We start from the raw sequence: 18,691 nt of genomic DNA, 5'->3' as shown, positions 1-18,691 counted from the left end.
GTCTTGTGGTGATGGTCGCTGGCAAAAAACGCGACATCCCGGGTGGGTCAATCGCGTCTCGCCCATCGGTGCATGACGTCCGCGCCGATCACACGCGTTTCGATCAGGTCCAGTCGCGGCGCTTCCGCAAGACGCCCGACCCCCATCGCCGCAAGGGATGGCCAGCCTTCTGCGCCCAACGCGACTCCTGCGGTGAAACCCACGAACTCATCGACCAGCCCTTCGGACAGGAGCGACGCGGCCAGCCCGCCGCCACCTTCGCAGAACACCCGCGTCACGCCACGCTCGGCCAGCGCGTCCATCACGGCAGAAAGGTCCAGCGCGCTTTGAACGACCGGGACGGAAAAGCAATCCGCGCCGACCTCGCGCCAACGATCCAGCGTCTTTGGCTGCGCCCGGTCGCCATGGGCGAGCCAGAGCGGCACTTCGTGTGCCGTGCGGGCGAGATTGCTTTCGATCGGGATGTCCAGATGACGCGACAGCACCACACGCACGGGTTGGCGCAAAGCGCCCATGTCGCGCACGGTCAGCGTCGGGTCGTCAGCCCGCGCGGTGCCGCCGCCGACCATCACCGCGTCGTGGCGCATTCTGAGCGCGTGGACGTGGCGGCGTGCCTCGGGGCCGGTGATCCACTGGCTTTCGCCGCTCGCCGTGGCAATGCGCCCGTCGAGCGAGGCGGCGAGCTTCAGGGTGACGAAGGGCCGGCCCCGCGTGACGCGGGACAAAAACCCGGCCTGATCCCGGCGTGCGGCGTTGGCACGCACGCCTTCGACCACGTCGATCCCGGCGTTTCGCAGCAATGCGGCCCCCTGCCCGTTCACGCGCGGATCGGGGTCGCCCAGGGCGATCACCACCCGCGCCACGCCCGCCGCGACGAGCGCCTCGGCACAGGGCGGGGTTTCGCCGTGATGGGCGCATGGCTCCAATGTCACGAAAACGGTTGCGCCGCGTGCAGTGTCGCCCGCCTGCGCTAGCGCCACGACCTCGGCGTGTGGACGTCCGCCGGGTTGGGTCCAGCCGCGCCCGACGACGCGGCCCTCCTTCACGACGACGCAACCGACCGCCGGGTTGGGCCAGACATTGCCAAGGCCCCGCCGCCCGAGCGACAGGGCCAGGTCCATGAACCTGTCATAGGTCGCGGCGGTCACGGCACCTCTTCGGGCGGAATGTCGGGGCGCAATTCGCTGACGAACTTGTCGAAATCGTCGGCGGCCTGGAAATTCTTGTAGACGGAGGCAAAACGCACATAGGCCACCGTGTCGATCCGGGCGAGGCTTTCCATCACGATCTCGCCGATGGTTTTCGACGGGATGTCGGTCTCGCCCATGCTTTCGAGCCGACGCACGATGCCCGAAATCATCTGGTCGATGCGCTCGGGCTCGACGGGACGTTTCTGCATCGAGATCCGAATGGACCGTTCGAGTTTCTCGCGGTCGAAATCCTCGCGCCGTCCATTGGTCTTTATCACCACGAGATCGCGAAGCTGGACCCGCTCATAGGTGGTGAAACGCCCGCCGCAGGCCGGGCAGAAACGCCGCCTCCGGATGGCCACGTGATCTTCGGCGGGACGCGAATCCTTCACCTGCGTATCTATGTTTCCGCAAAACGGGCAGCGCATGCCTCTTCCTTTTCTTAGCCTGTCACCTCTGGCTGTGGGTCTTTGCCCACTTATCCACAGGCACTATAGGCCCGACCCGTCATTTTGGGTAGGATGAAAACACCGCTACCAGATATACAGGGGCGCCCTGTGGCCTTGGAGACTCAACTGCCGGTGATCTGCGCGGCGACCTGACGCAGATGCGGGCGGTCTCGATGTTCGAAAACGTAAAGCCCTTGCCAGGTTCCGAGGGTCAAACGCCCCTCCGAGATTGGAATTTGCACAGACACCGGCAAGAGCGACGCCTTGATATGCGCTGGCATGTCGTCCGGCCCCTCGTAGGTGTGCGTCAGGTAGGACATCGACGGATCCGTCGTCGGCGGCACCAGACGGGCGAAAAAAGTGGCGAGGTCCGTCTGCACCTCGGGGTCGGCGTTCTCCATCACGAGAAGCGACGCGGATGTGTGCCGGATGAAGAGTGTCAGCACTCCGTCCGACACACCCGCGCCCGCCACCCAGCGGGTCACGTCACGGGTGAACTCGTACGTCCCCTGTCCGTGCGTCTCAACCTCGAACGTCGTGTTCAACAGGGCCCCCAGACGAAATTCGCGCGGTCGTAGCACTGCCCCGCGGCCTCTTTGGCGTCATAGAGCGGGTAGAAATCGGCGCCGGCGACGGACCCTTCGTCGCAAGTCAGTTGCGCGACGTCCCGGCCTCCTTGGGCGACGACGATACCACCTGACACGGCGCCGCCGGGGTCGCGCTCGGCGGAATAGTGAACGAGGTAGTCATAGCCTGCGTTGGTGAAGACGACCTCTTCCCAGATCGCGCGGCCGATACCGTTCCACGGGGTGAGGTGAACGCGGGCCGGGGTCGCCTCCACGACCAATTCGGGCGGCTCTCCGGTGGGTCCGAAGCGGTAGGTGACGTCGCTCGCCCCAAGGCAGACCTCGGCGGTCTTGGCCCCGCCACCGAAGGTACAGGAAAACAGCGTCATCGCATTGGCGCTACAAGCCTGAGCGTTGGTCGGCGCAAAGCCGATCAGCAGGACGAGCGAAAAGGCACGGTTCATGAACCGACTTTGACCGATGCGACGTGAAGGTCAAGGCGGGCCGCCTTTCGAGCGGCCCGGTTCGATTATTCGGCGGCGATCGCTTCGGGTGCCGGCGCGACCGTGAGGCCGGCCTTCTCGAGCCGACGCACGACCCGGCGCGCATCGCGCAGGCGCTGGCCCTTGACCTCGACCCAAGCGGCCTTGCGCGCTTCGTTGTCGGCCTCGGGGTTTGCACGTTTCCATTCGGTGAGCCAAGCGTGGTAGCCGATCAGCTTCACCGCCCGCTTGCGCGCAATCTGTTCCGGCGTCGCCGGGGTCTTTTCAACTTTGTCTGCCATATCTCGTGTCCTCAATGACAAAGCGCCTCTTTCCGGACGCTGGACGCGGTGCTCCGCGCAGGCAGGATACACCGGGTTTGGGAGTCTGGGAATCCTGAAAATGGAGGTATGAACAAGACGCGGCAAAACCCAGTCCATCAGGGTTAACGCATGTTCTCAGGAATTGACTTTGGCTTCTCTCCTTCGCCATCCCGCCGCCAATAACGATATCGCCAAGGTAAAGTCATTTCTAATGGGGTAATCTTTAATGCTGGCAAAGTCCCACGTCCGTCGAAACCCACCGATCCGGCGACCTGTACCATTTTCTCAACGTTTGCTTCTGGAACGAATGCCCACGGCCGCACAACAGGAACACTTGGCAATGAACTGTCCCTAGCAACAGCTGGTGGGATATATTTCCAATGTTCTGCCCAGCTAGACAGCCGTTTACGCAAACCTTGGACGGACTGAGAAAACGTGAATTCTGCGAGAAATACCCAATTATCACGCGGCCTAATGACAAGACAGTCGACATACCAATGACGGCCCGGTGTCACATCCGGATTGTCGACCTCATCAAGTTGAAGTAGGTATTCGGGACTAACAAAGAGATTCCGGTCAGCATGGAGATACTGGACCGGCACGCTTTCGAAATTGTAATCCACAAATAGTCTCTACTGATCCAAGAACGACCGCAGCTTCCTACTCCGGCTCGGGTGCTTGAGCTTCCGCAGCGCCTTTGCCTCGATCTGGCGGATGCGTTCGCGGGTCACGCTGAACTGCTGACCGACCTCTTCGAGAGTGTGGTCAGTGTTCATGCCGATGCCGAAGCGCATGCGCAGGACGCGTTCCTCACGCGGGGTGAGCGAGGCGAGCACGCGGGTCGTGGTCTCTTTCAGGTTCTCCTGAATCGCCGAATCCAGCGGCAGCACCGCGTTCTTGTCCTCGATGAAGTCGCCGAGCTGCGAATCCTCTTCGTCGCCGATGGGCGTCTCGAGGCTGATCGGTTCCTTGGCGATCTTCATCACCTTGCGGACCTTCTCGAGCGGCATCTGGAGCTTGGCGGCCAGTTCCTCCGGCGTCGGCTCGCGGCCGATTTCGTGGAGCATCTGACGGCCCGTGCGCACCAGCTTGTTGATCGTCTCGATCATGTGGACCGGGATACGGATCGTGCGGGCCTGATCCGCGATGGACCGGGTGATCGCCTGCCGGATCCACCATGTCGCGTAGGTCGAGAACTTGTAGCCCCGGCGATACTCGAACTTGTCCACGGCCTTCATCAGGCCGATGTTACCTTCCTGAATAAGATCAAGGAATTGCAGGCCACGGTTCGTGTATTTCTTGGCGATGGAGATCACGAGGCGCAGGTTGGCCTCGACCATTTCCTTCTTGGCCTGACGCGCCTCTTTCTCGCCCTTCTGAACCTGGCTCACGATGCGGCGGAATTCGGGGATGTCGACGCCGACATATTGCCCGACCTGGGCCATGTCGCCGCGCAGCTCCATGACCTTGTCGGTCGAGCGCTCGATGAACGCCTGCCAGCCGCGACCGGGCTTTTCGCCCATCCGGTCGAGCCAGTTGGGATCGAGTTCATAGCCGCGATAGGCATCGACGAACTCGCGCCGGTTGATGCGCGCCTGATCGGCCAGTTTCACCATCGCGCTGTCGATCGACATGATACGGCGGTTGATGCCGTAGAGCTGATCGACCAGTGCTTCGATCCGGTTGTTGTGCAGATGAAGCTCGTTCACCAGTTCGACGATCTCAGAGCGCAGTTTCTGATAGGCAGTCTCGGCCTTCTCGGAAAACGAGCCATCCTCGTTCAGGGTTGCCGACATACGCTGATCCTGCATCTCGGACAGCTTGACGTAGTCGCGCGCGATCAGTTCCAGCGTTTCGAGCACGCGGGGCTTGAGCGCCGCCTCCATCGCGGCGAGCGACATGTTGGCCTGATCGTCTTCGTCATCGTCGTCGTCATCCTGAGCGATCGGGTTGCCGTCGGCGTCAAGCTCGGGCTGGTCGTCTTTCTTCTTTTCGGCCGAGGGCGCGGCGGCTTCGGTGTTCAGCCCGCTCACGACGTCCTCGTCGTCATCCTCGCCCATCTGCCGCCCGAAGGTGGCGTCGAGGTCGATGACGTCGCGCAGAAGAATGTCTTCGTTCAGAAGTTCGTCACGCCAGATCGTGATGGCCTGAAACGTCAGCGGGCTTTCGCACAGGCCCGCGATCATCGTGTTCCGGCCCGCTTCGATCCGCTTGGCGATGGCGATCTCGCCCTCACGCGACAGAAGCTCGACCGAGCCCATTTCGCGCAGGTACATGCGCACCGGGTCGTCCGTGCGGTCGAGTTTCTCGGCCTGCGCGCCAGCGACGGCGACATCGCCCTTCTGGTCCTTGGTCGCGACGGCGGTGGTGCCTTTGGCGTCGTCCTCGGCCTCCTCGGCCTCTTCGTCCTCGATGATGTTGATGCCCATTTCGGACAGCATCGACATCACGTCTTCGATCTGTTCGGACGAGACCTGGTCCGGCGGCAGCACGTTGTTGAGCTGATCGTAAGTGATGTAGCCCTTCTCGCGCGCCTCGGCGATCATCTTCTTGACCGCCGCCTGATCCATGTCCCCCATCGGGTTGCCGTCTTCGGTATCCGGCTTGTTCTGGTCGTCGTCGGTATTGTCTTTGGCGGCCATGCGGCACTCCCTTTCAGCGGGGCGGGTCTGTGATCGGCGCGATGCGCCCGAATCACCTACGGATGATTCGTTTCCGGCGAATCATCCTCTCGAATCACTGATTCGCCAACCCGATACCCCAAGATTCCTTGCATTTTGGTCAAAACGTGAAGTCTGACGGTCACTCATCGCCGCCGGACGATCCCTGTATCTGTTTCAGAAGCGCGGCGAACGCCTCTTTTTTCTCCCGTTCGATCAGCAACCCGTTGTCGGCGCGTTCATAGAGCCCTTTGTCCTCGCCCTTGCCCTGCGACGCCTCGAACCGCGCACGGTTCGCCTCGTTGAGCCGGTAGGTCAGGCCCTCGTCGACCAGCGATGTGATCTCGGCCGCCGCGACGCGAAGTTCACGGCGCGCGCCCTGGGCCGCTTCGAGCTTTGCGAGCTCTTCGGTCAGGCAAAGCTCGGCGAGCTCGCCGTTTTCCGGCTGTCGGATCGGGGGCGCGATCTGCACATGGTTTTGCGCGAAGAGTTTTTCAAGCGCCCGCGCCCCGCAATCCGCGATGATTTTTTCGCGAAGATCGGCACTGTCTTCGCCGGGAAAGGCGAGGATGACGGACTGCATGGCGCGGTGGTCGTCGGTCGCCATGTCGAGCCGCTCGAACTTGGCTTCGAACCGTTCGATCAGGCGCGGATGGGTGATGAAGGCTGCGAGCACCACGGCCTCGCGCAGCGTATCCTCGACCTCGCCTGACGCGGCGGCGAGCAGCGATGCCTTGGTCGTTGCCTGTGCCGGGTCGATACGCGGCGCACCCCAGGGGCGGCGCGGCTGGAACCCGCCCTTTTTCGGAGCATCGCGACGCGGGTTGAACAGGGTCCAGCGCAGGTTTTTGATCTCGTCACCGTAGTGGCGGCGGATCGACGGGTCCTGAATCCGCGAAATCGCGGCCCGCAGATCGGCGTCCAGTGCCGCCTTGCGCTCGGGGCTGTCGAACACTTTGCCTTCGGTCTCGCGCTGCCACAGCAGGCTGACCATCGGCCGGGCCTGATCCAGCAGCTTCTGCATCGCCCCTGCCCCTTGCGCCTTGATCAGGTCGTCGGGGTCCAGCCCCTCGGGCATGATGGCGAAGCGCAGGCTCTTGCCGGCTTCGATGAGCGGCAAGGCGAGGTCGATCACCCGCATCGCGGCCCTGAGGCCCGCCGTGTCGCCGTCGAGCGCGATGACCGGCTCGGGAGCGATGCGCCACAGGAGCCGCAACTGGTCCTCGGTGATCGCGGTGCCAAGTGGAGCCACGGCGGCGGTGAAACCCGCCTCCGACAGGGCGATGACGTCCATGTAGCCCTCGGCCACGATCAGTTGCTGGGACTTGCCCGCCGCCTCGCGCGCGGGGCCGTGGTTGAAAAGCGACCGGCCCTTGTCGAAAAGCTCGGTTTCCGGCCCGTTCAGATATTTCGCCCGCGCGTTCGGATCGAGCGCCCGCCCGCCAAGCGAGATCGCCCGCCCCCGCGCGTCGCGGATCGGAAAGATGATGCGGCCCCGGAACCGGTCATAGGGCTGACCGCCGTCGTCGGGTTTGATGGCAAGGCCAGAGGCCACGATCAGCTCTTCCGCCACGCCCTTTTCCCGAAGGTGCGTGATGATCCCGTGGCGATTGTCGGGCGCGAACCCGATGTTCCAGCGCTCCTGCGCATCCTCCTTCAGCCCGCGACGGTCGAGGTAGTCGCGCGCGCCCGCGCCCTGGTTCGTCTTGAGTTGCAGGCGATAATACTGCACCGCCTGCTCCATCACATCGGCAAGCTGGGTGCGCCGGTCGGCCTTTTCCTGTGCCTTGGGGTCGCGGGCGGGCATCGTCATCCCGGCTTCGCGGGCAAGGATCTCGATCGCCTCCATGAAGCCCACGTTTTCGGTATCCTTCACGAAGGAAATCGCGTCGCCCTTCGCGTGACAGCCGAAGCAATAGTAGAATCCCTTGCGGTCATCGACGTGGAAAGACGCTGTCTTTTCCTGATGGAACGGGCACGGCGCCCACATGTCGCCCTTGGCCTGATTGGATTTTCGCTGATCCCACATGACCTTGCGCCCGACAACATCGGTCAGCGAGATGCGGGTGCGAAGTTCGTCCAGGAATCCGGGGGGCAGCGACATGCCCCGTTTATACGCCCGGTCGCAGGGAGGCTCAATTGACCACGCATCCCTCGGGCGGAGATTTGAACAGGCGGTAGGTCGTCGGCTTACCCGGCCCTTCGGAGATATCGACGGCCCCGCCGCAGCCCTCCGTATCGCCGACCATCAGGTAGACTGTGCGAATGTCGATACTTTCGAACGTGTCGCGCACGACTTCGAAGCTCCCCCCGTCGCAATCCACGGCACAGAGTACCGGGTTGCGGTCGCCGTAACAGACAAGCCCTTGCTCGAATGACCCGTCCGCAAGGTCCGTGCCGGCCACATGGCCGCCCTCCACGGTCGTCACCCCCAGCCCGGCATAATATCCACCGTTTTCGGTGTCGGTGCTGAATTCCACCCAGATGTTCGCGACAAGCTGTTCCGGATGCTCGGCCAGATGGTTTTCCGAATAGTGGCGGGTGTAGCAGCCTTGGGGTTCGGCCGGTGCGGCAGTGGCGACGAGCGCTGCGACCAGAGCGGCCCCAACTATCCAGTAGAGTGCCTTCATCGGTCCAACGCCTCCGTTTCCGGCATGGCGGACACCGATTTCCGCAACATGTCCCAATAAATCGCCTCAACCTGGTCCCGCCCCAGCCGTCCGCCTTCGCGATACCAGGTGGTCACGCCGTTCAGCATGGAAATCGCGGCCTTCGCGGCGAGCCGCGTGTCGGGAATGTCGAAGCTGCCATCGGCGCGCCCGGCATCGAGGATCTCGACCAGCCGGGATTCGTAGGCGTCGCGCAGATCCTCGACCACCGCGAAATTCTCCGGCTCGAGGTTCCGCAATTCCATATAGGCGATGAAGATATTGTCCGGGCGATCGAGGTGATAGCGGATATGGAACCGCGCGAAGGCTTCGAGCCGGTCACAGGGCGTGCCGCCGGAATCAGCCGCGTCCCAGGCCGACAGAAGCTCCTCCATGTGGCTCGTCATGAGATCGAACAGAAGCGACTGCTTGTCGGGCGTGTAAAGATACAGCGCCCCGGCCTGAACCCCGACCTCGCCCGCGATCTGGCGCATGGAGACGGCGGCGTATCCGTGACGCGCAAAAAGCCTGAGCGCCGCGTCGCGGATTTTCGGGCCGGTGATCCCGGCATGGGAGCCTTGTTTGCGCGCCATGCCGGGAGATTAACTGAACACGCGTTCAGATCAAGCTTGGATGCCCGTCAGGCGGTCAGCCCTTCGGGCTCCTCCAGCCCATTCGCGCGGCAGGTCGCGGTCAGCGTATTGGCCAGAAGGCAGGCAATGGTCATCGGCCCGACCCCGCCCGGAACCGGCGTGATGGCACCGGCAACGTCGGAGGCAGAGGCGAAATCGACATCGCCCACGAGCTTGCCCTTGGCGCCTTCTTCGGCGGGCGGCAGGCGGTTGATGCCTACGTCGATCACCACGGCGCCTTTCTTGAGCCAGTCGCCCGTCACCATCTCGGGCCGGCCCACGGCGGCGACCACGATATCGGCCTGACGCACCACATCCTCGATGTCCTTGGTGCGACTGTGCGCGATGGTCACCGTGCAGCTATCACGCAGGAGCAGTTGCGCCATCGGCTTTCCAACGATGTTGGAACGCCCCACGACCACCGCCGATTTGCCCGAAAGCGAGCCGAAATAGTCGCGCAGCAGCATCAGGCAACCGAGCGGCGTGCAGGGCACCATCGCTTTTTGTCCCGTCGCCAGAAGGCCCACGTTCGAGATGTGGAACCCATCCACATCCTTCGCCGGGTCGATCGCGTTGATGACCTTGTCTTCGTCGATGTGGTCAGGCAGCGGAAGCTGCACCAGAATGCCGTTCACCGCAGGGTCGTTGTTGAGCTTGTCGACCAGCGCAAGGAGGTCGGCCTCGGAGGTGGAGGCGTCCAGCTTGTGCTCGAAGCTCTCCATCCCCGCCTCGACGGTCTGCTTGCCCTTGGAGCGCACGTAGACCTGGCTCGCCGGGTCTTCGCCCACGAGCACCACGGCCAGCCCCGGCTTGATGCCCCTCTCGGCCAGTTTCGCCACATGCTCGGCCACCTTGGCCCGCACCTCGGCTGCGAAAGCCTTCCCGTCGATGATTTCTGCGCTCATTTGTCCTCTCCTTCTCGGCCAAGCACCCGCTCCTCGCGGGCGATCAGCGCCTCAACCATGACCCGCCACATCGCCTCGGCGATGTCGGGGTCGAACCCGTGCCGCTCGGCGCGTGTGCGAGCGTTGTCGTATACTTCGGCCGCGCGCGACGGAGCTGCGGCAGCGATCCTGGCGCGCGCCTTGATCGGCACCACGCAATCCACATGCGCCAGCCGTTCGCCCAGGAGCGCCATGATCTCCTCGTCGATGGCGTCGATGCCCTGCCGAAGCTGCGCGAGTGTCGTAAGCGTTGCAGGATGGGGCCGCGTCATTCAGAAATCCGTCTTGGTGTATGACTCGCGGTAATGCTCCATCTGCATCCGCGTCGCCAGTACGGCGTTTTTCATCAGCGTCGCCACCGTCACCGGACCGACACCGCCCGGCACCGGGGTGAGCCAGCCCGCGACCTCGGCCACGCTGTCAAAATCCACGTCGCCCACGGTCTTGCCCTCGACACGGTTGATACCGATGTCGATCACCGCCGCACCCGGTTTGATCATGTCGCCCGTCACCAGACCGGCCTTGCCCACGGCGACGAAGACCGCATCCGCCGCGCGGCTATGCATGGCGACCGAGCGGGTCATGTGGTGGCAGACCGTCACGGTCGCCCCCAGCCCCATCATGAGAAACGCGATAGGTTTTCCGACGATTTCGGAATGGCCGATCACGGTGACGTTCAGCCCCTCCATCTCCATCGGAAGTGTCTTGAGGATCTCCACCGCGGCCACGGCGGTACAGGGGCCGAGCGCGAGGTCGTTGTAGACGATATTCCCGATCGAGGCCGGGTGCATGCCTTCCACGTCCTTGAGCGGATGAACGGCCTTTTGCAGCGCCTTGACCGGAATGTGCTCGGGCAAGGGGCGCTGAATGATGATCCCGTTCACGCGCGGATCGTGGTTCAGCCCCTGCAGGATGCCTATGAGCTGCTCGAGCGAGGTGTTCTCGGGGTAATCCCGCGCCTCGAACGCGACGCCCGCGCTTTCGGCATGTTTTTTCTGGTTGCGAACGTAGAGGTCCGAGGCCGCCTGGTCTCCAACCGAGACCGAGACGAGCAAGGGCGGCCAACCCTGTTCGGTCAGCTCGCCCGCCTCTTTCGCGATTTCCGCGCGCATATCGGCGGCAATGGATTTGCCGTCGATCAACGCGGCCCGGTGGTGTGTCTCCGACATAACGGCTCCTGTCCCTCCGCGCCCCGTTTCATCGTGCCATAAATATGCTTAACCGCAGGTTATCGCTGGAGCGGGCTCGATGCCCGCTCTAGCGAAGCGCCCGGATCAGAACAAGCCCTGGACGTCGCCCGCCTCGTCGAGGCCGATGGTCAGCGCGGCCGGTTTCGAGGGCAGACCCGGCATGGTCATGATCTCGCCGCAGATCACCACGACGAAGCCCGCACCCGCCGACAGCCGCACTTCGCGGATCGGCACCGAATGGCCGGTGGGCGCGCCGCGCAGGTTCGGGTCTGTCGAGAAGGAATATTGCGTCTTAGCCATGCAGACCGGCAGATCGCCGTAACCCGCCTCTTCCCAGGCCTTGAGCTGGTCGCGGATCTTCTTGTCCGCCAACACCTCGTCAGCGCGGTAGATGCGCTTGGCCACGGTTTCGATCTTCTCGAAAAGCGGCATCTCGTCGTTGTAGAGCGGGCCGAAGCTGCCCATGTCGGCATCTGCGATTTCGGCCACGCGGGTGGCGAGGTCCTTGGTGCCGGCCGAGCCGTTGGCCCAGTGCTTGCACAGGATCGCTTCCGAGCCGTGGCCTTCGACGTAATCCTTGACCGCCTGCACTTCCGCATCGGTGTCGGTGACGAAGTGGTTGATCGCGACGACCACCGGCACACCGAAGCTCTTGAGGTTCTCGATGTGGCGACCAAGGTTCGGGCACCCGGCTTTCACCGCATCCACGTTCTCGGCACCCAGATCGGCCTTGGCGACACCGCCGTTCATCTTCATCGCGCGGATCGTGGCCACACAGACAACCACGGAAGGCGCCAGCCCGCCCTTGCGGCACTTGATGTTCATGAACTTCTCGGCGCCGAGATCGGCCCCGAAGCCCGCTTCGGTCACGACATAATCGGCAAGCTTGAGCGCGGTCTTGGTCGCGATCAGCGAGTTACAGCCATGCGCGATATTGGCGAAGGGGCCGCCATGCACGAAAGCCGGGTTGTTTTCCAGCGTCTGGACGAGGTTCGGCTGCATCGCGTCTTTCAGAAGCACCGTCATCGCGCCGTCCGCCCCGATGTCGCGGCAGGTGATCGCTTTGCGCTCACGGGTGTAGGCGACGATGATATCGCCCAGCCGCTCCTGAAGGTCGGCGAGGTCTTTGGACAGGCACAGGATCGCCATGACCTCGGACGCCACCGTGATGTCGAACCCGGTCTGGCGCGGGAAGCCGTTGGCGACACCGCCGAGCGAGGTCACCACGTCGCGCAGCGCGCGGTCGTTGAGGTCGACGACCCGACGCCACGAAACCCGGCGCTCGTCGATGGCAAGCTCGTTGCCCCAGTAGATGTGGTTGTCGATCATCGCCGACAGCAGGTTGTGCGCCGAGGTGATCGCGTGGAAGTCACCGGTGAAATGGAGGTTCATGTCCTCCATCGGCACGACCTGCGCATAACCACCCCCGGCGGCCCCGCCCTTCATCCCGAAGTTCGGCCCGAGCGAGGCTTCGCGGATACAGATCGCAGCCTTCTTGCCGATGGCGTTCAGCCCGTCACCAAGACCCACGGTGGTCGTCGTCTTGCCCTCGCCCGCCGGCGTCGGGTTGATCGCGGTCACGAGGATCAGCTTGCCGTCTTTGCGGTCCTGCACCGAGTTGATGAAGTCCTGGCTCACCTTGGCCTTGTCGTGGCCGTAGGGGATGATGTCGTCGAAAGTCATATCGAGCTTTTCCGCGATCTCCTGGATCGGGCGCTTCTTCGCTTCGCGGGCGATTTCGATGTCGGACTTGTGGCTCATGTATTCATTCCTCCCAAATTTCGCCCTTGGGCGCACTTGCGGGGGTTATCATGCATACATTCCCCGTCCGGCAACCTGAAACGCGACTTATTCGGGCGCGTTTTCGGCATCGCGAAGAAACCCGTGTTGCCGATAGGAAACCCGGGCGTCGGATCGGGTCAGCCCAAAGGCGCCCATGCGCGCTGCTTCGGGACGGTGAGCGTCACCTCGTCACCGAGCGCCAATTCGCCGGGGCGTTCGGCCCAGGCGACCACGCCGCGCCGATGCATGGCGGCGGGTTTGTAACCGACGCCCTTGCCCGGATGCGCGGCCTCGACGGACTTGCCGGTGATGACACAGGGGTGGTTCACCCCGTCCACCACCATCGTCGCGCCGCCCGCGGTCTGTAACCGGGCGGAGGGCGGCAGATAGGTCAGGTCAGGAATTCCCTCGATCACGATGGAGGCGCCCATAAGGGCCGGGTCCAGCACGTCCATGCCCAGTTCGCGCGCGGTCTCGGCGATCTCTTCGGCGGAGAGGATCGTGAGTTGCCGGGTGTTGCGGATCTCGACCGCCTCGGGGTGAAGCGTCGAAACGCGGATGCAGGCGCGGCGGGTCAGCCCGCCATGGCTTTCGCCCTCGATCCCCTCCCATGTCAGCCGCGCGGTCTCCAGCGGTTCCGACGCGGGTCCGGCGCTTCGGTTCGTGACCCGGCCAAGGAAGGTGATCCGCCCGATATGGGGCGTTCTTTCGTAGATATCCGGCATGGCTTACTCCTCTCCGCTCGCCCGGCGCACCGTGAAGAACAGCCTTTGGAAGGGAAAGAGCACACCCGCTTCGTCGGTGACCGGGTAGGCTTCGGCCAACTGGTCTTCATACATCCGCAGGAACCGCGTCGTCTCTTGGTCGCCGAGCTTCTCCAGCACCGGGCGCATCGCCGTCGATTGCGTGAAATTGCGCACCGGGTGGCTGCCGTCCGCGGTCGGGGCGAGACGCTGGATATACCGCGTTTCCCAGACGTCGCAGTCGAACATTGCCTCGGGGAACAGCCGGGCATAGGTCTCGGGCGCGGCGACATGGGGCTGCCAGCCGGTGAAGTCGAAGCGGTCGGGAAAGAGCGTTTCGGCAATCTCCCGCAGAAGCGCGTGGGACGGCTCGAAGAACTGGCGCGGCATCTGGACGGCGAGCATGCCGCCGGGGGGGAGCCAGTCCGCCCAGCCGGCAAACAGCGTGGCGTGGTCGGGGAGCCAATGGCACAGCGCGTTGGAGAAGATCAGCGCGGGCATGAAATCCGGCGTGAAGGTTGTCGCGTCGGATTGGATGAGCCGGGTGTAATGGCCGGTTTCCTCGGCCTCTTCCAGCATGGCGGGCGACTGGTCGAGCCCGATCAGGTCGCGATCGGAAAACCGTGTGGCCAGCGCACCACCCACCGCGCCCGACCCGCAGCCCATGTCGAAGATCGGGCCCGGAGGCAGATCCGCGACCCGTGACAGAAGGTCGAGCGCCGGGCGCAAGCGCAGCCCCGCGAAACGACCATAAAGGTCGGGGTTCCAATCGGTTGTCGTCAAACGGCACCTATCCCTTCCTCGCCATTATGGGCCGCAGGGCCGCGCGCGAACAGGGGGAAATGCCGGATAGTCGAGGATCGGCCTCGGCTCCGGCACCGTGCCAAGAAAAAGGCCGGGCTGAAGCCCGGCCTACGTGGTTTTTCGGAAGCTGCGCTTACGCGGAGGGTTCCGGCTCAAGCCCGTCGCCCTTGGGCTTCTTGCGGGGCTTGGTTTTCGGAATTGCGGCAACTGAAGGTTTCTCTTCGGCTTTCTCGCCCGCGCCGCCCTCATCGTCTTCGTCGATATGCGGCGGCTCGCCCTTCATGACGCGTTTGATCTCTTCGCCGGTCAGGGTTTCGTATTCCAGAAGCCCCTGCGCCAGCCGCTCCCATTCCTCGTTCTGTTCCGTGAGAATGCTGTGCGCGCGGTCATAGGCTTCCTGAACGAACCCGCGAACTTCTTCCTCGATCAGCTCTTTCGTATGGGCCGAAACCGAGAAGCCCCCGGTGTTGCCCTGATAGCCTTCGGCGGCCTCTGCGTAGTCGATGTTGCCGATCTTGTCGGACATGCCCCAGCGCATCACCATGGCGCGTGCAAGCTGGCTCGCCTGCATGATGTCGCCTGCGGGGCCGTTGGAGACTTCGTCCTCGCCCCACTTGATGATCTCGGCGGCTTTCCCAGCCATGGTCATGGCAAGCTGCTGCTTGCATTGTTCCTTGTGCCAGTTCAGCCGGTCGATTTCGGGCAGGCTCACGACCATACCCAGCGCACCACCGCGCGGAATGATCGTCGCCTTGTAGACCGGGTCGCATTTCGGAAGCGCAAGGCCAACGATGGCATGGCCCGCCTCGTGATAGGCCGTGTGTTCCTTCTGCTCGTCGGTCAAGACCATCGACCGGCGCTCGGCGCCCATCATGACCTTGTCCTTGGCGTTCTCGAAGTCTTCCATGACCACGAAACGTCGGCCCACGCGGGCGGCCATCAGAGCCGCTTCGTTCACGAGGTTGGCAAGGTCAGCACCCGAGAAGCCGGGCGTGCCGCGCGCGATGATGCGCAGGTCCACATCCGGCCCCAGCGGCACCTTGCGGGCGTGAACGCCGAGGATCTTCTCGCGGCCCTTGATGTCGGGGTTCGGCACCGTGACCTGGCGGTCGAAACGGCCGGGGCGAAGCAGCGCGGGGTCCAGCACGTCTTTCCGGTTGGTCGCGGCGATGATGATGACACCCTCGTTCGACTCGAAACCGTCCATCTCGACCAGAAGCTGGTTCAGCGTCTGCTCCCGCTCGTCGTTGCCCCCGCCGTAGCCTGCGCCACGATGGCGACCCACGGCGTCGATCTCGTCGATGAAGACGATACAGGGCGCGTTTTTCTTGGCCTGCTCGAACATGTCACGGACACGTGACGCACCCACGCCGACGAACATCTCGACGAAGTCGGAGCCCGAGATGGTGAAGAACGGCACACCCGCCTCACCCGCGACCGAGCGCGCAAGCAGCGTCTTACCGGTGCCCGGAGGGCCGACCAGAAGCGCGCCCTTGGGGATCTGACCACCGAGGCGCGAGAATTTCTGCGGATTGCGCAGGAATTCCACGATTTCCTGAAGCTCTTCCTTGGCCTCGTCGATGCCTGCCACGTCGTCGAAGGTCACGCGGCCTTCGCGTTCGGTCAGAAGCTTGGCGCGCGACTTGCCGAAACCCATGGCCCCGCCTTTGCCGCCGCCCTGCATCCGGTTCATCATGAAGAACCAGAACCCGATCAGGATGATCACGGGCAGGAGTAGCGACAACAGCCCCATGAAGCCGGATTGTTGCTGCCGCTCGGCCTTCACGTTCACACCGGCGTTGACCAGCCGGTCGGACACGTTGGCGTCGCTTGGAACGACCGTCGAATAGACATCGCCCCCCGCCCCGACATAGCGCACATCCTCACCGTCGAGCGTGGCCGATGTCACCTCGCCCGCTTCGACGTCCTCGATGAACTCGGAGTAGCTCACAGGGGTCGAGGCGATGTTGCTCTGACCGTTGGAGAACAGGTTGAAAAGGGCAAGGATGAGCAGAAAGAGCACAATCCAGAAAGCGAAATTTCGCGCGTTACCCAATGGTCTCTCCTTTGAAAGTCACGCGCGGGACCCTCCTTCGCGCGGTTGTGTCATAAAATAGGGATCAAAGCCGCGAGTTCAATGCGATAAAATGGAAGTGAAGAAATCGCCCCACGGATGGTGAATCTTTGCCGACCAGCCGGACGTGGGATCGGCCAGGGGTGCGGCGACCAGCGTCTCGCCCCGCCAGACGGCGGGTGAGACCAGCAGCGTGTCGCGCGGAATGCCGAGCTTGCGCCAATCTGGCACCGATTTCAGTCCCTTGGGCCCCAGGCACCCGATCTCCAGCCCCTGCAGATCAAGCGCATCCGGGGCGTCCAGACGCCAACGATTGTCCCACAACGCCTCGGGCCCGCTTCGCAGGTCGCCGACCTTGTCATATTCACGGACGATGCGCAGAACATCGCCTTTGCGAACCATCAGGCAGCCCGAAAGCGTGGTCTTGCCGGTTCGAGCAATGTCCTCGATCGCCTCGACGAGGCTTTTCTGACGGGGGCGATATGTCGCGGTCGAAACCCAGCGCAGGGCATGTGTGAGCAACCGGTATTCTGTTTCGGTGGGCAGCCGGGAGAGGCCCGGAAGGTCGATGAGCACGTCGCCCGCCTCGACCCGGCAGATGCCCTGAGCCTTCTCGAACGCATGTCTGCGCAGCACGTCGCGGGCCGACGCCATGCGCTGTGCGGTTTCCGCGATGCGTCCGGTATCGATGCCGAGGTCCGCCAGACCGGCCCTGATCCGCGCCCTGTCGTATCGCGGGTCATCATTGGTGGGGTCCTCGATCCAGCCGATCCCCTGCCCGGTCAGCCAGTCACGCAACTCGGCGCGGGACGCGTCCAGAAGCGGGCGCAGCCAGCGTTGGCCCCGGTCCCGCCAGTCGTCACGCATCCGCGCCAGCCCGTCCACGCCAGATCCCCGCGCCATGCGCATCATGAAGGTTTCGGCCACATCGTCGCTGGTATGGGCAAGGAGGATGGGACAGGCCGCCTCCCCGTGCACATCGGTAATCTTCGCGGCGATCAGGTCATAGCGCGCCGCGCGCGCCGCTGCCGGAAGATTGCCGAGGGATGCGCCCCCGGCCTCCTCCCAGACGAGCGTGTCATGTGGCAGGCCAAGGGTCGCGCAGGTCGCGGCCACCGCCTTGGCCTCATCCGCCGAAGCATCGCGCAGGCGGTGGTCCACCGTCACGGCCCTGACAGCCACGCCCGCGCGGCGCGCCCAAGGCGCGACCATGTGCAGGAGCGCCATGGAATCGCCGCCGCCGGATACCGCGACGCAAAGACAGTCGAACGGGTCCCGCTCCCGCGCCTTGCGCAGCGCGTCGTCGAGCCGCGCCTCGGGCGTCACTGGCAGCCGAGCGCCGCGCGTTCATTCGCGGCCTGAGCCGCCGCGTTGGAGCTTGGGAAACGGTTGGGCACTTCGGCGAGCGTCGCGCAGGCTTCGTTCGCCTGCCCAAGCGCGCCGAGCGACGTGCCGAGACGCAAGAGCGCGTCGGGCGCGGAGCCCCCGGACTGATCCGCCGAGAACGATGCGAGATAGGCACGCGCGGCATCTGCCGTCTGGCCTTGTGCGGCCAGCGCCTCACCGCGCAGGAAATGCGCCTGCCCCGCCATCGGCGTGCCGGGGTAATTGCTGACGAAGGATTGGAACCCTTCGGCGGCCTGAGCGTAGTTGCCGCCATCGAACGCCGCCTTGGCCGCATCGAAATCGGCCCGTTCGCCGACGGCGAGCTGGGTGCCGTCGGTCGGTTCCTGCGGCGTGACCTGTGGCGTCGTCATGCCGCCCGAAGCTGCCGTGTCGGGCAAAGCCTCGACCCCGCCCAGCGGTTTCGAGATGCCCTCGTTCATCACGTCGCAATCGGCCTCGAGCTCGCAGAGCCGGAACGACAGGTCGCCCACACGGTTCCCGCCATCCGTGGCCACCGAGTTCACCCGGAATTCGAGCTCCTCTGTCTTGGCGGTCAGACGTGCCAGTGCCGCTTCGATCGCATCCACGCGCTCGCGAGTGGTCGACCCGGTGACGCCGCTCGGCGAGCCGGTCGTGTTCAGCTCGGTCTTGAGCCGTTGCAGCTCGACACTCAGAACCGTAAGCTCCTGCCGCACGTCGGCAAGCGTCTGGCCACGATCCTGCGCCATCGCCGGGGCGGACAGCCCGCACATCGCCGCAAGCGCAGCCGTTCTCAACCACACACTCATCGCATGCTCCTTGTCTGGCCCGGGTCGGGG

General features: G+C 64.1%; 19 protein-coding genes. All 19 read right to left on the bottom strand.

Annotation, left to right across the window (positions count from 1 at the left end; all coding sequences use genetic code 11):
- Nucleotides 1-47: 47 nt before the first annotated feature.
- On the bottom strand, nucleotides 48-1,121 hold the full coding sequence (gene ribD / locus KJP28_RS05150) for a bifunctional diaminohydroxyphosphoribosylaminopyrimidine deaminase/5-amino-6-(5-phosphoribosylamino)uracil reductase RibD (protein ID WP_218391703.1): 1,074 nt from the start codon (nucleotides 1,119-1,121) through the stop codon (nucleotides 48-50).
- Between the two features lie 23 nt (nucleotides 1,122-1,144).
- Complete coding sequence (gene nrdR / locus KJP28_RS05145; RefSeq protein WP_218391230.1) at nucleotides 1,145-1,618, bottom strand: transcriptional regulator NrdR; 474 nt, start codon at nucleotides 1,616-1,618, stop codon at nucleotides 1,145-1,147.
- A gap of 143 nt (nucleotides 1,619-1,761) precedes the next feature.
- Complete coding sequence (locus tag KJP28_RS05140) at nucleotides 1,762-2,184, bottom strand: secondary thiamine-phosphate synthase enzyme YjbQ (protein ID WP_218391215.1); 423 nt, start codon at nucleotides 2,182-2,184, stop codon at nucleotides 1,762-1,764.
- The gene (locus KJP28_RS05135; RefSeq protein ID WP_218391205.1) at nucleotides 2,181-2,669 is read right to left on the bottom strand and encodes a hypothetical protein; all 489 of its coding nucleotides are present in this window, start codon (nucleotides 2,667-2,669) and stop codon (nucleotides 2,181-2,183) included. The genes KJP28_RS05140 and KJP28_RS05135 overlap by 4 nt, the downstream gene beginning before the upstream one ends.
- A 65-nt stretch (nucleotides 2,670-2,734) precedes the next feature.
- The gene (locus tag KJP28_RS05130) at nucleotides 2,735-2,989 is read right to left on the bottom strand and encodes a hypothetical protein (RefSeq protein ID WP_218391204.1); all 255 of its coding nucleotides are present in this window, start codon (nucleotides 2,987-2,989) and stop codon (nucleotides 2,735-2,737) included.
- Nucleotides 2,990-3,132: 143 nt separating this feature from the next.
- Nucleotides 3,133-3,633: a hypothetical protein gene (locus tag KJP28_RS05125; protein WP_218391202.1), complete on the bottom strand. Its 501-nt coding sequence runs from the start codon at nucleotides 3,631-3,633 to the stop codon at nucleotides 3,133-3,135.
- A gap of 9 nt (nucleotides 3,634-3,642) precedes the next feature.
- Nucleotides 3,643-5,652 (bottom strand): RNA polymerase sigma factor RpoD, encoded by a 2,010-nt coding sequence (gene rpoD, locus KJP28_RS05120; protein WP_218391200.1) that lies wholly within the window; start codon nucleotides 5,650-5,652, stop codon nucleotides 3,643-3,645.
- A gap of 160 nt (nucleotides 5,653-5,812) precedes the next feature.
- On the bottom strand, nucleotides 5,813-7,774 hold the full coding sequence (gene dnaG / locus KJP28_RS05115; protein WP_218391197.1) for a DNA primase: 1,962 nt from the start codon (nucleotides 7,772-7,774) through the stop codon (nucleotides 5,813-5,815).
- 31 nt (nucleotides 7,775-7,805) lie between these two features.
- Nucleotides 7,806-8,300 (bottom strand): hypothetical protein, encoded by a 495-nt coding sequence (locus KJP28_RS05110; RefSeq protein WP_218391195.1) that lies wholly within the window; start codon nucleotides 8,298-8,300, stop codon nucleotides 7,806-7,808.
- Nucleotides 8,297-8,911: a TetR/AcrR family transcriptional regulator gene (locus tag KJP28_RS05105; RefSeq protein WP_218391194.1), complete on the bottom strand. Its 615-nt coding sequence runs from the start codon at nucleotides 8,909-8,911 to the stop codon at nucleotides 8,297-8,299. The genes KJP28_RS05110 and KJP28_RS05105 overlap by 4 nt, the downstream gene beginning before the upstream one ends.
- Before the next feature lie 47 nt (nucleotides 8,912-8,958).
- Nucleotides 8,959-9,855 (bottom strand): bifunctional methylenetetrahydrofolate dehydrogenase/methenyltetrahydrofolate cyclohydrolase FolD, encoded by an 897-nt coding sequence (folD, locus tag KJP28_RS05100; RefSeq protein WP_218391193.1) that lies wholly within the window; start codon nucleotides 9,853-9,855, stop codon nucleotides 8,959-8,961.
- Complete coding sequence (locus KJP28_RS05095; protein ID WP_218391192.1) at nucleotides 9,852-10,166, bottom strand: chorismate mutase; 315 nt, start codon at nucleotides 10,164-10,166, stop codon at nucleotides 9,852-9,854. The genes folD and KJP28_RS05095 overlap by 4 nt, the downstream gene beginning before the upstream one ends.
- Complete coding sequence (locus KJP28_RS05090; RefSeq protein WP_218391191.1) at nucleotides 10,167-11,063, bottom strand: bifunctional 5,10-methylenetetrahydrofolate dehydrogenase/5,10-methenyltetrahydrofolate cyclohydrolase; 897 nt, start codon at nucleotides 11,061-11,063, stop codon at nucleotides 10,167-10,169.
- Between the two features lie 105 nt (nucleotides 11,064-11,168).
- Nucleotides 11,169-12,845: a formate--tetrahydrofolate ligase gene (locus tag KJP28_RS05085; protein ID WP_218391190.1), complete on the bottom strand. Its 1,677-nt coding sequence runs from the start codon at nucleotides 12,843-12,845 to the stop codon at nucleotides 11,169-11,171.
- A gap of 158 nt (nucleotides 12,846-13,003) precedes the next feature.
- Nucleotides 13,004-13,591, bottom strand: a complete 588-nt coding sequence (locus tag KJP28_RS05080; RefSeq protein ID WP_218391189.1) for an MOSC domain-containing protein — start codon at nucleotides 13,589-13,591, stop codon at nucleotides 13,004-13,006.
- Nucleotides 13,592-13,594: 3 nt separating this feature from the next.
- Nucleotides 13,595-14,392 carry a methyltransferase domain-containing protein gene (locus KJP28_RS05075; RefSeq protein WP_218391186.1) on the bottom strand — a complete coding sequence of 266 codons (798 nt, stop codon included), beginning with the start codon at nucleotides 14,390-14,392 and terminating at the stop codon, nucleotides 13,595-13,597.
- 154 nt (nucleotides 14,393-14,546) lie between these two features.
- A complete protein-coding gene (gene ftsH / locus KJP28_RS05070; RefSeq protein ID WP_218391182.1) occupies nucleotides 14,547-16,469 on the bottom strand; it encodes an ATP-dependent zinc metalloprotease FtsH in 1,923 nt (640 codons plus the stop codon).
- A gap of 78 nt (nucleotides 16,470-16,547) precedes the next feature.
- Complete coding sequence (gene tilS, locus KJP28_RS05065) at nucleotides 16,548-17,813, bottom strand: tRNA lysidine(34) synthetase TilS (RefSeq protein ID WP_336245301.1); 1,266 nt, start codon at nucleotides 17,811-17,813, stop codon at nucleotides 16,548-16,550.
- Nucleotides 17,810-18,661, bottom strand: a complete 852-nt coding sequence (ybgF, locus tag KJP28_RS05060) for a tol-pal system protein YbgF (RefSeq protein WP_218391172.1) — start codon at nucleotides 18,659-18,661, stop codon at nucleotides 17,810-17,812. The genes tilS and ybgF overlap by 4 nt, the downstream gene beginning before the upstream one ends.
- Between the last annotated feature and the right edge of the window lie 30 nt (nucleotides 18,662-18,691).

It is taken from the genome of Maritimibacter dapengensis (assembly GCF_019218265.1).
Taxonomy (GTDB): Bacteria; Pseudomonadota; Alphaproteobacteria; order Rhodobacterales; family Rhodobacteraceae; genus Maritimibacter; species Maritimibacter dapengensis.
Note: the sequence above shows the minus strand (reverse complement) of the source record. Positions and strands in the feature narration are given on the sequence as shown.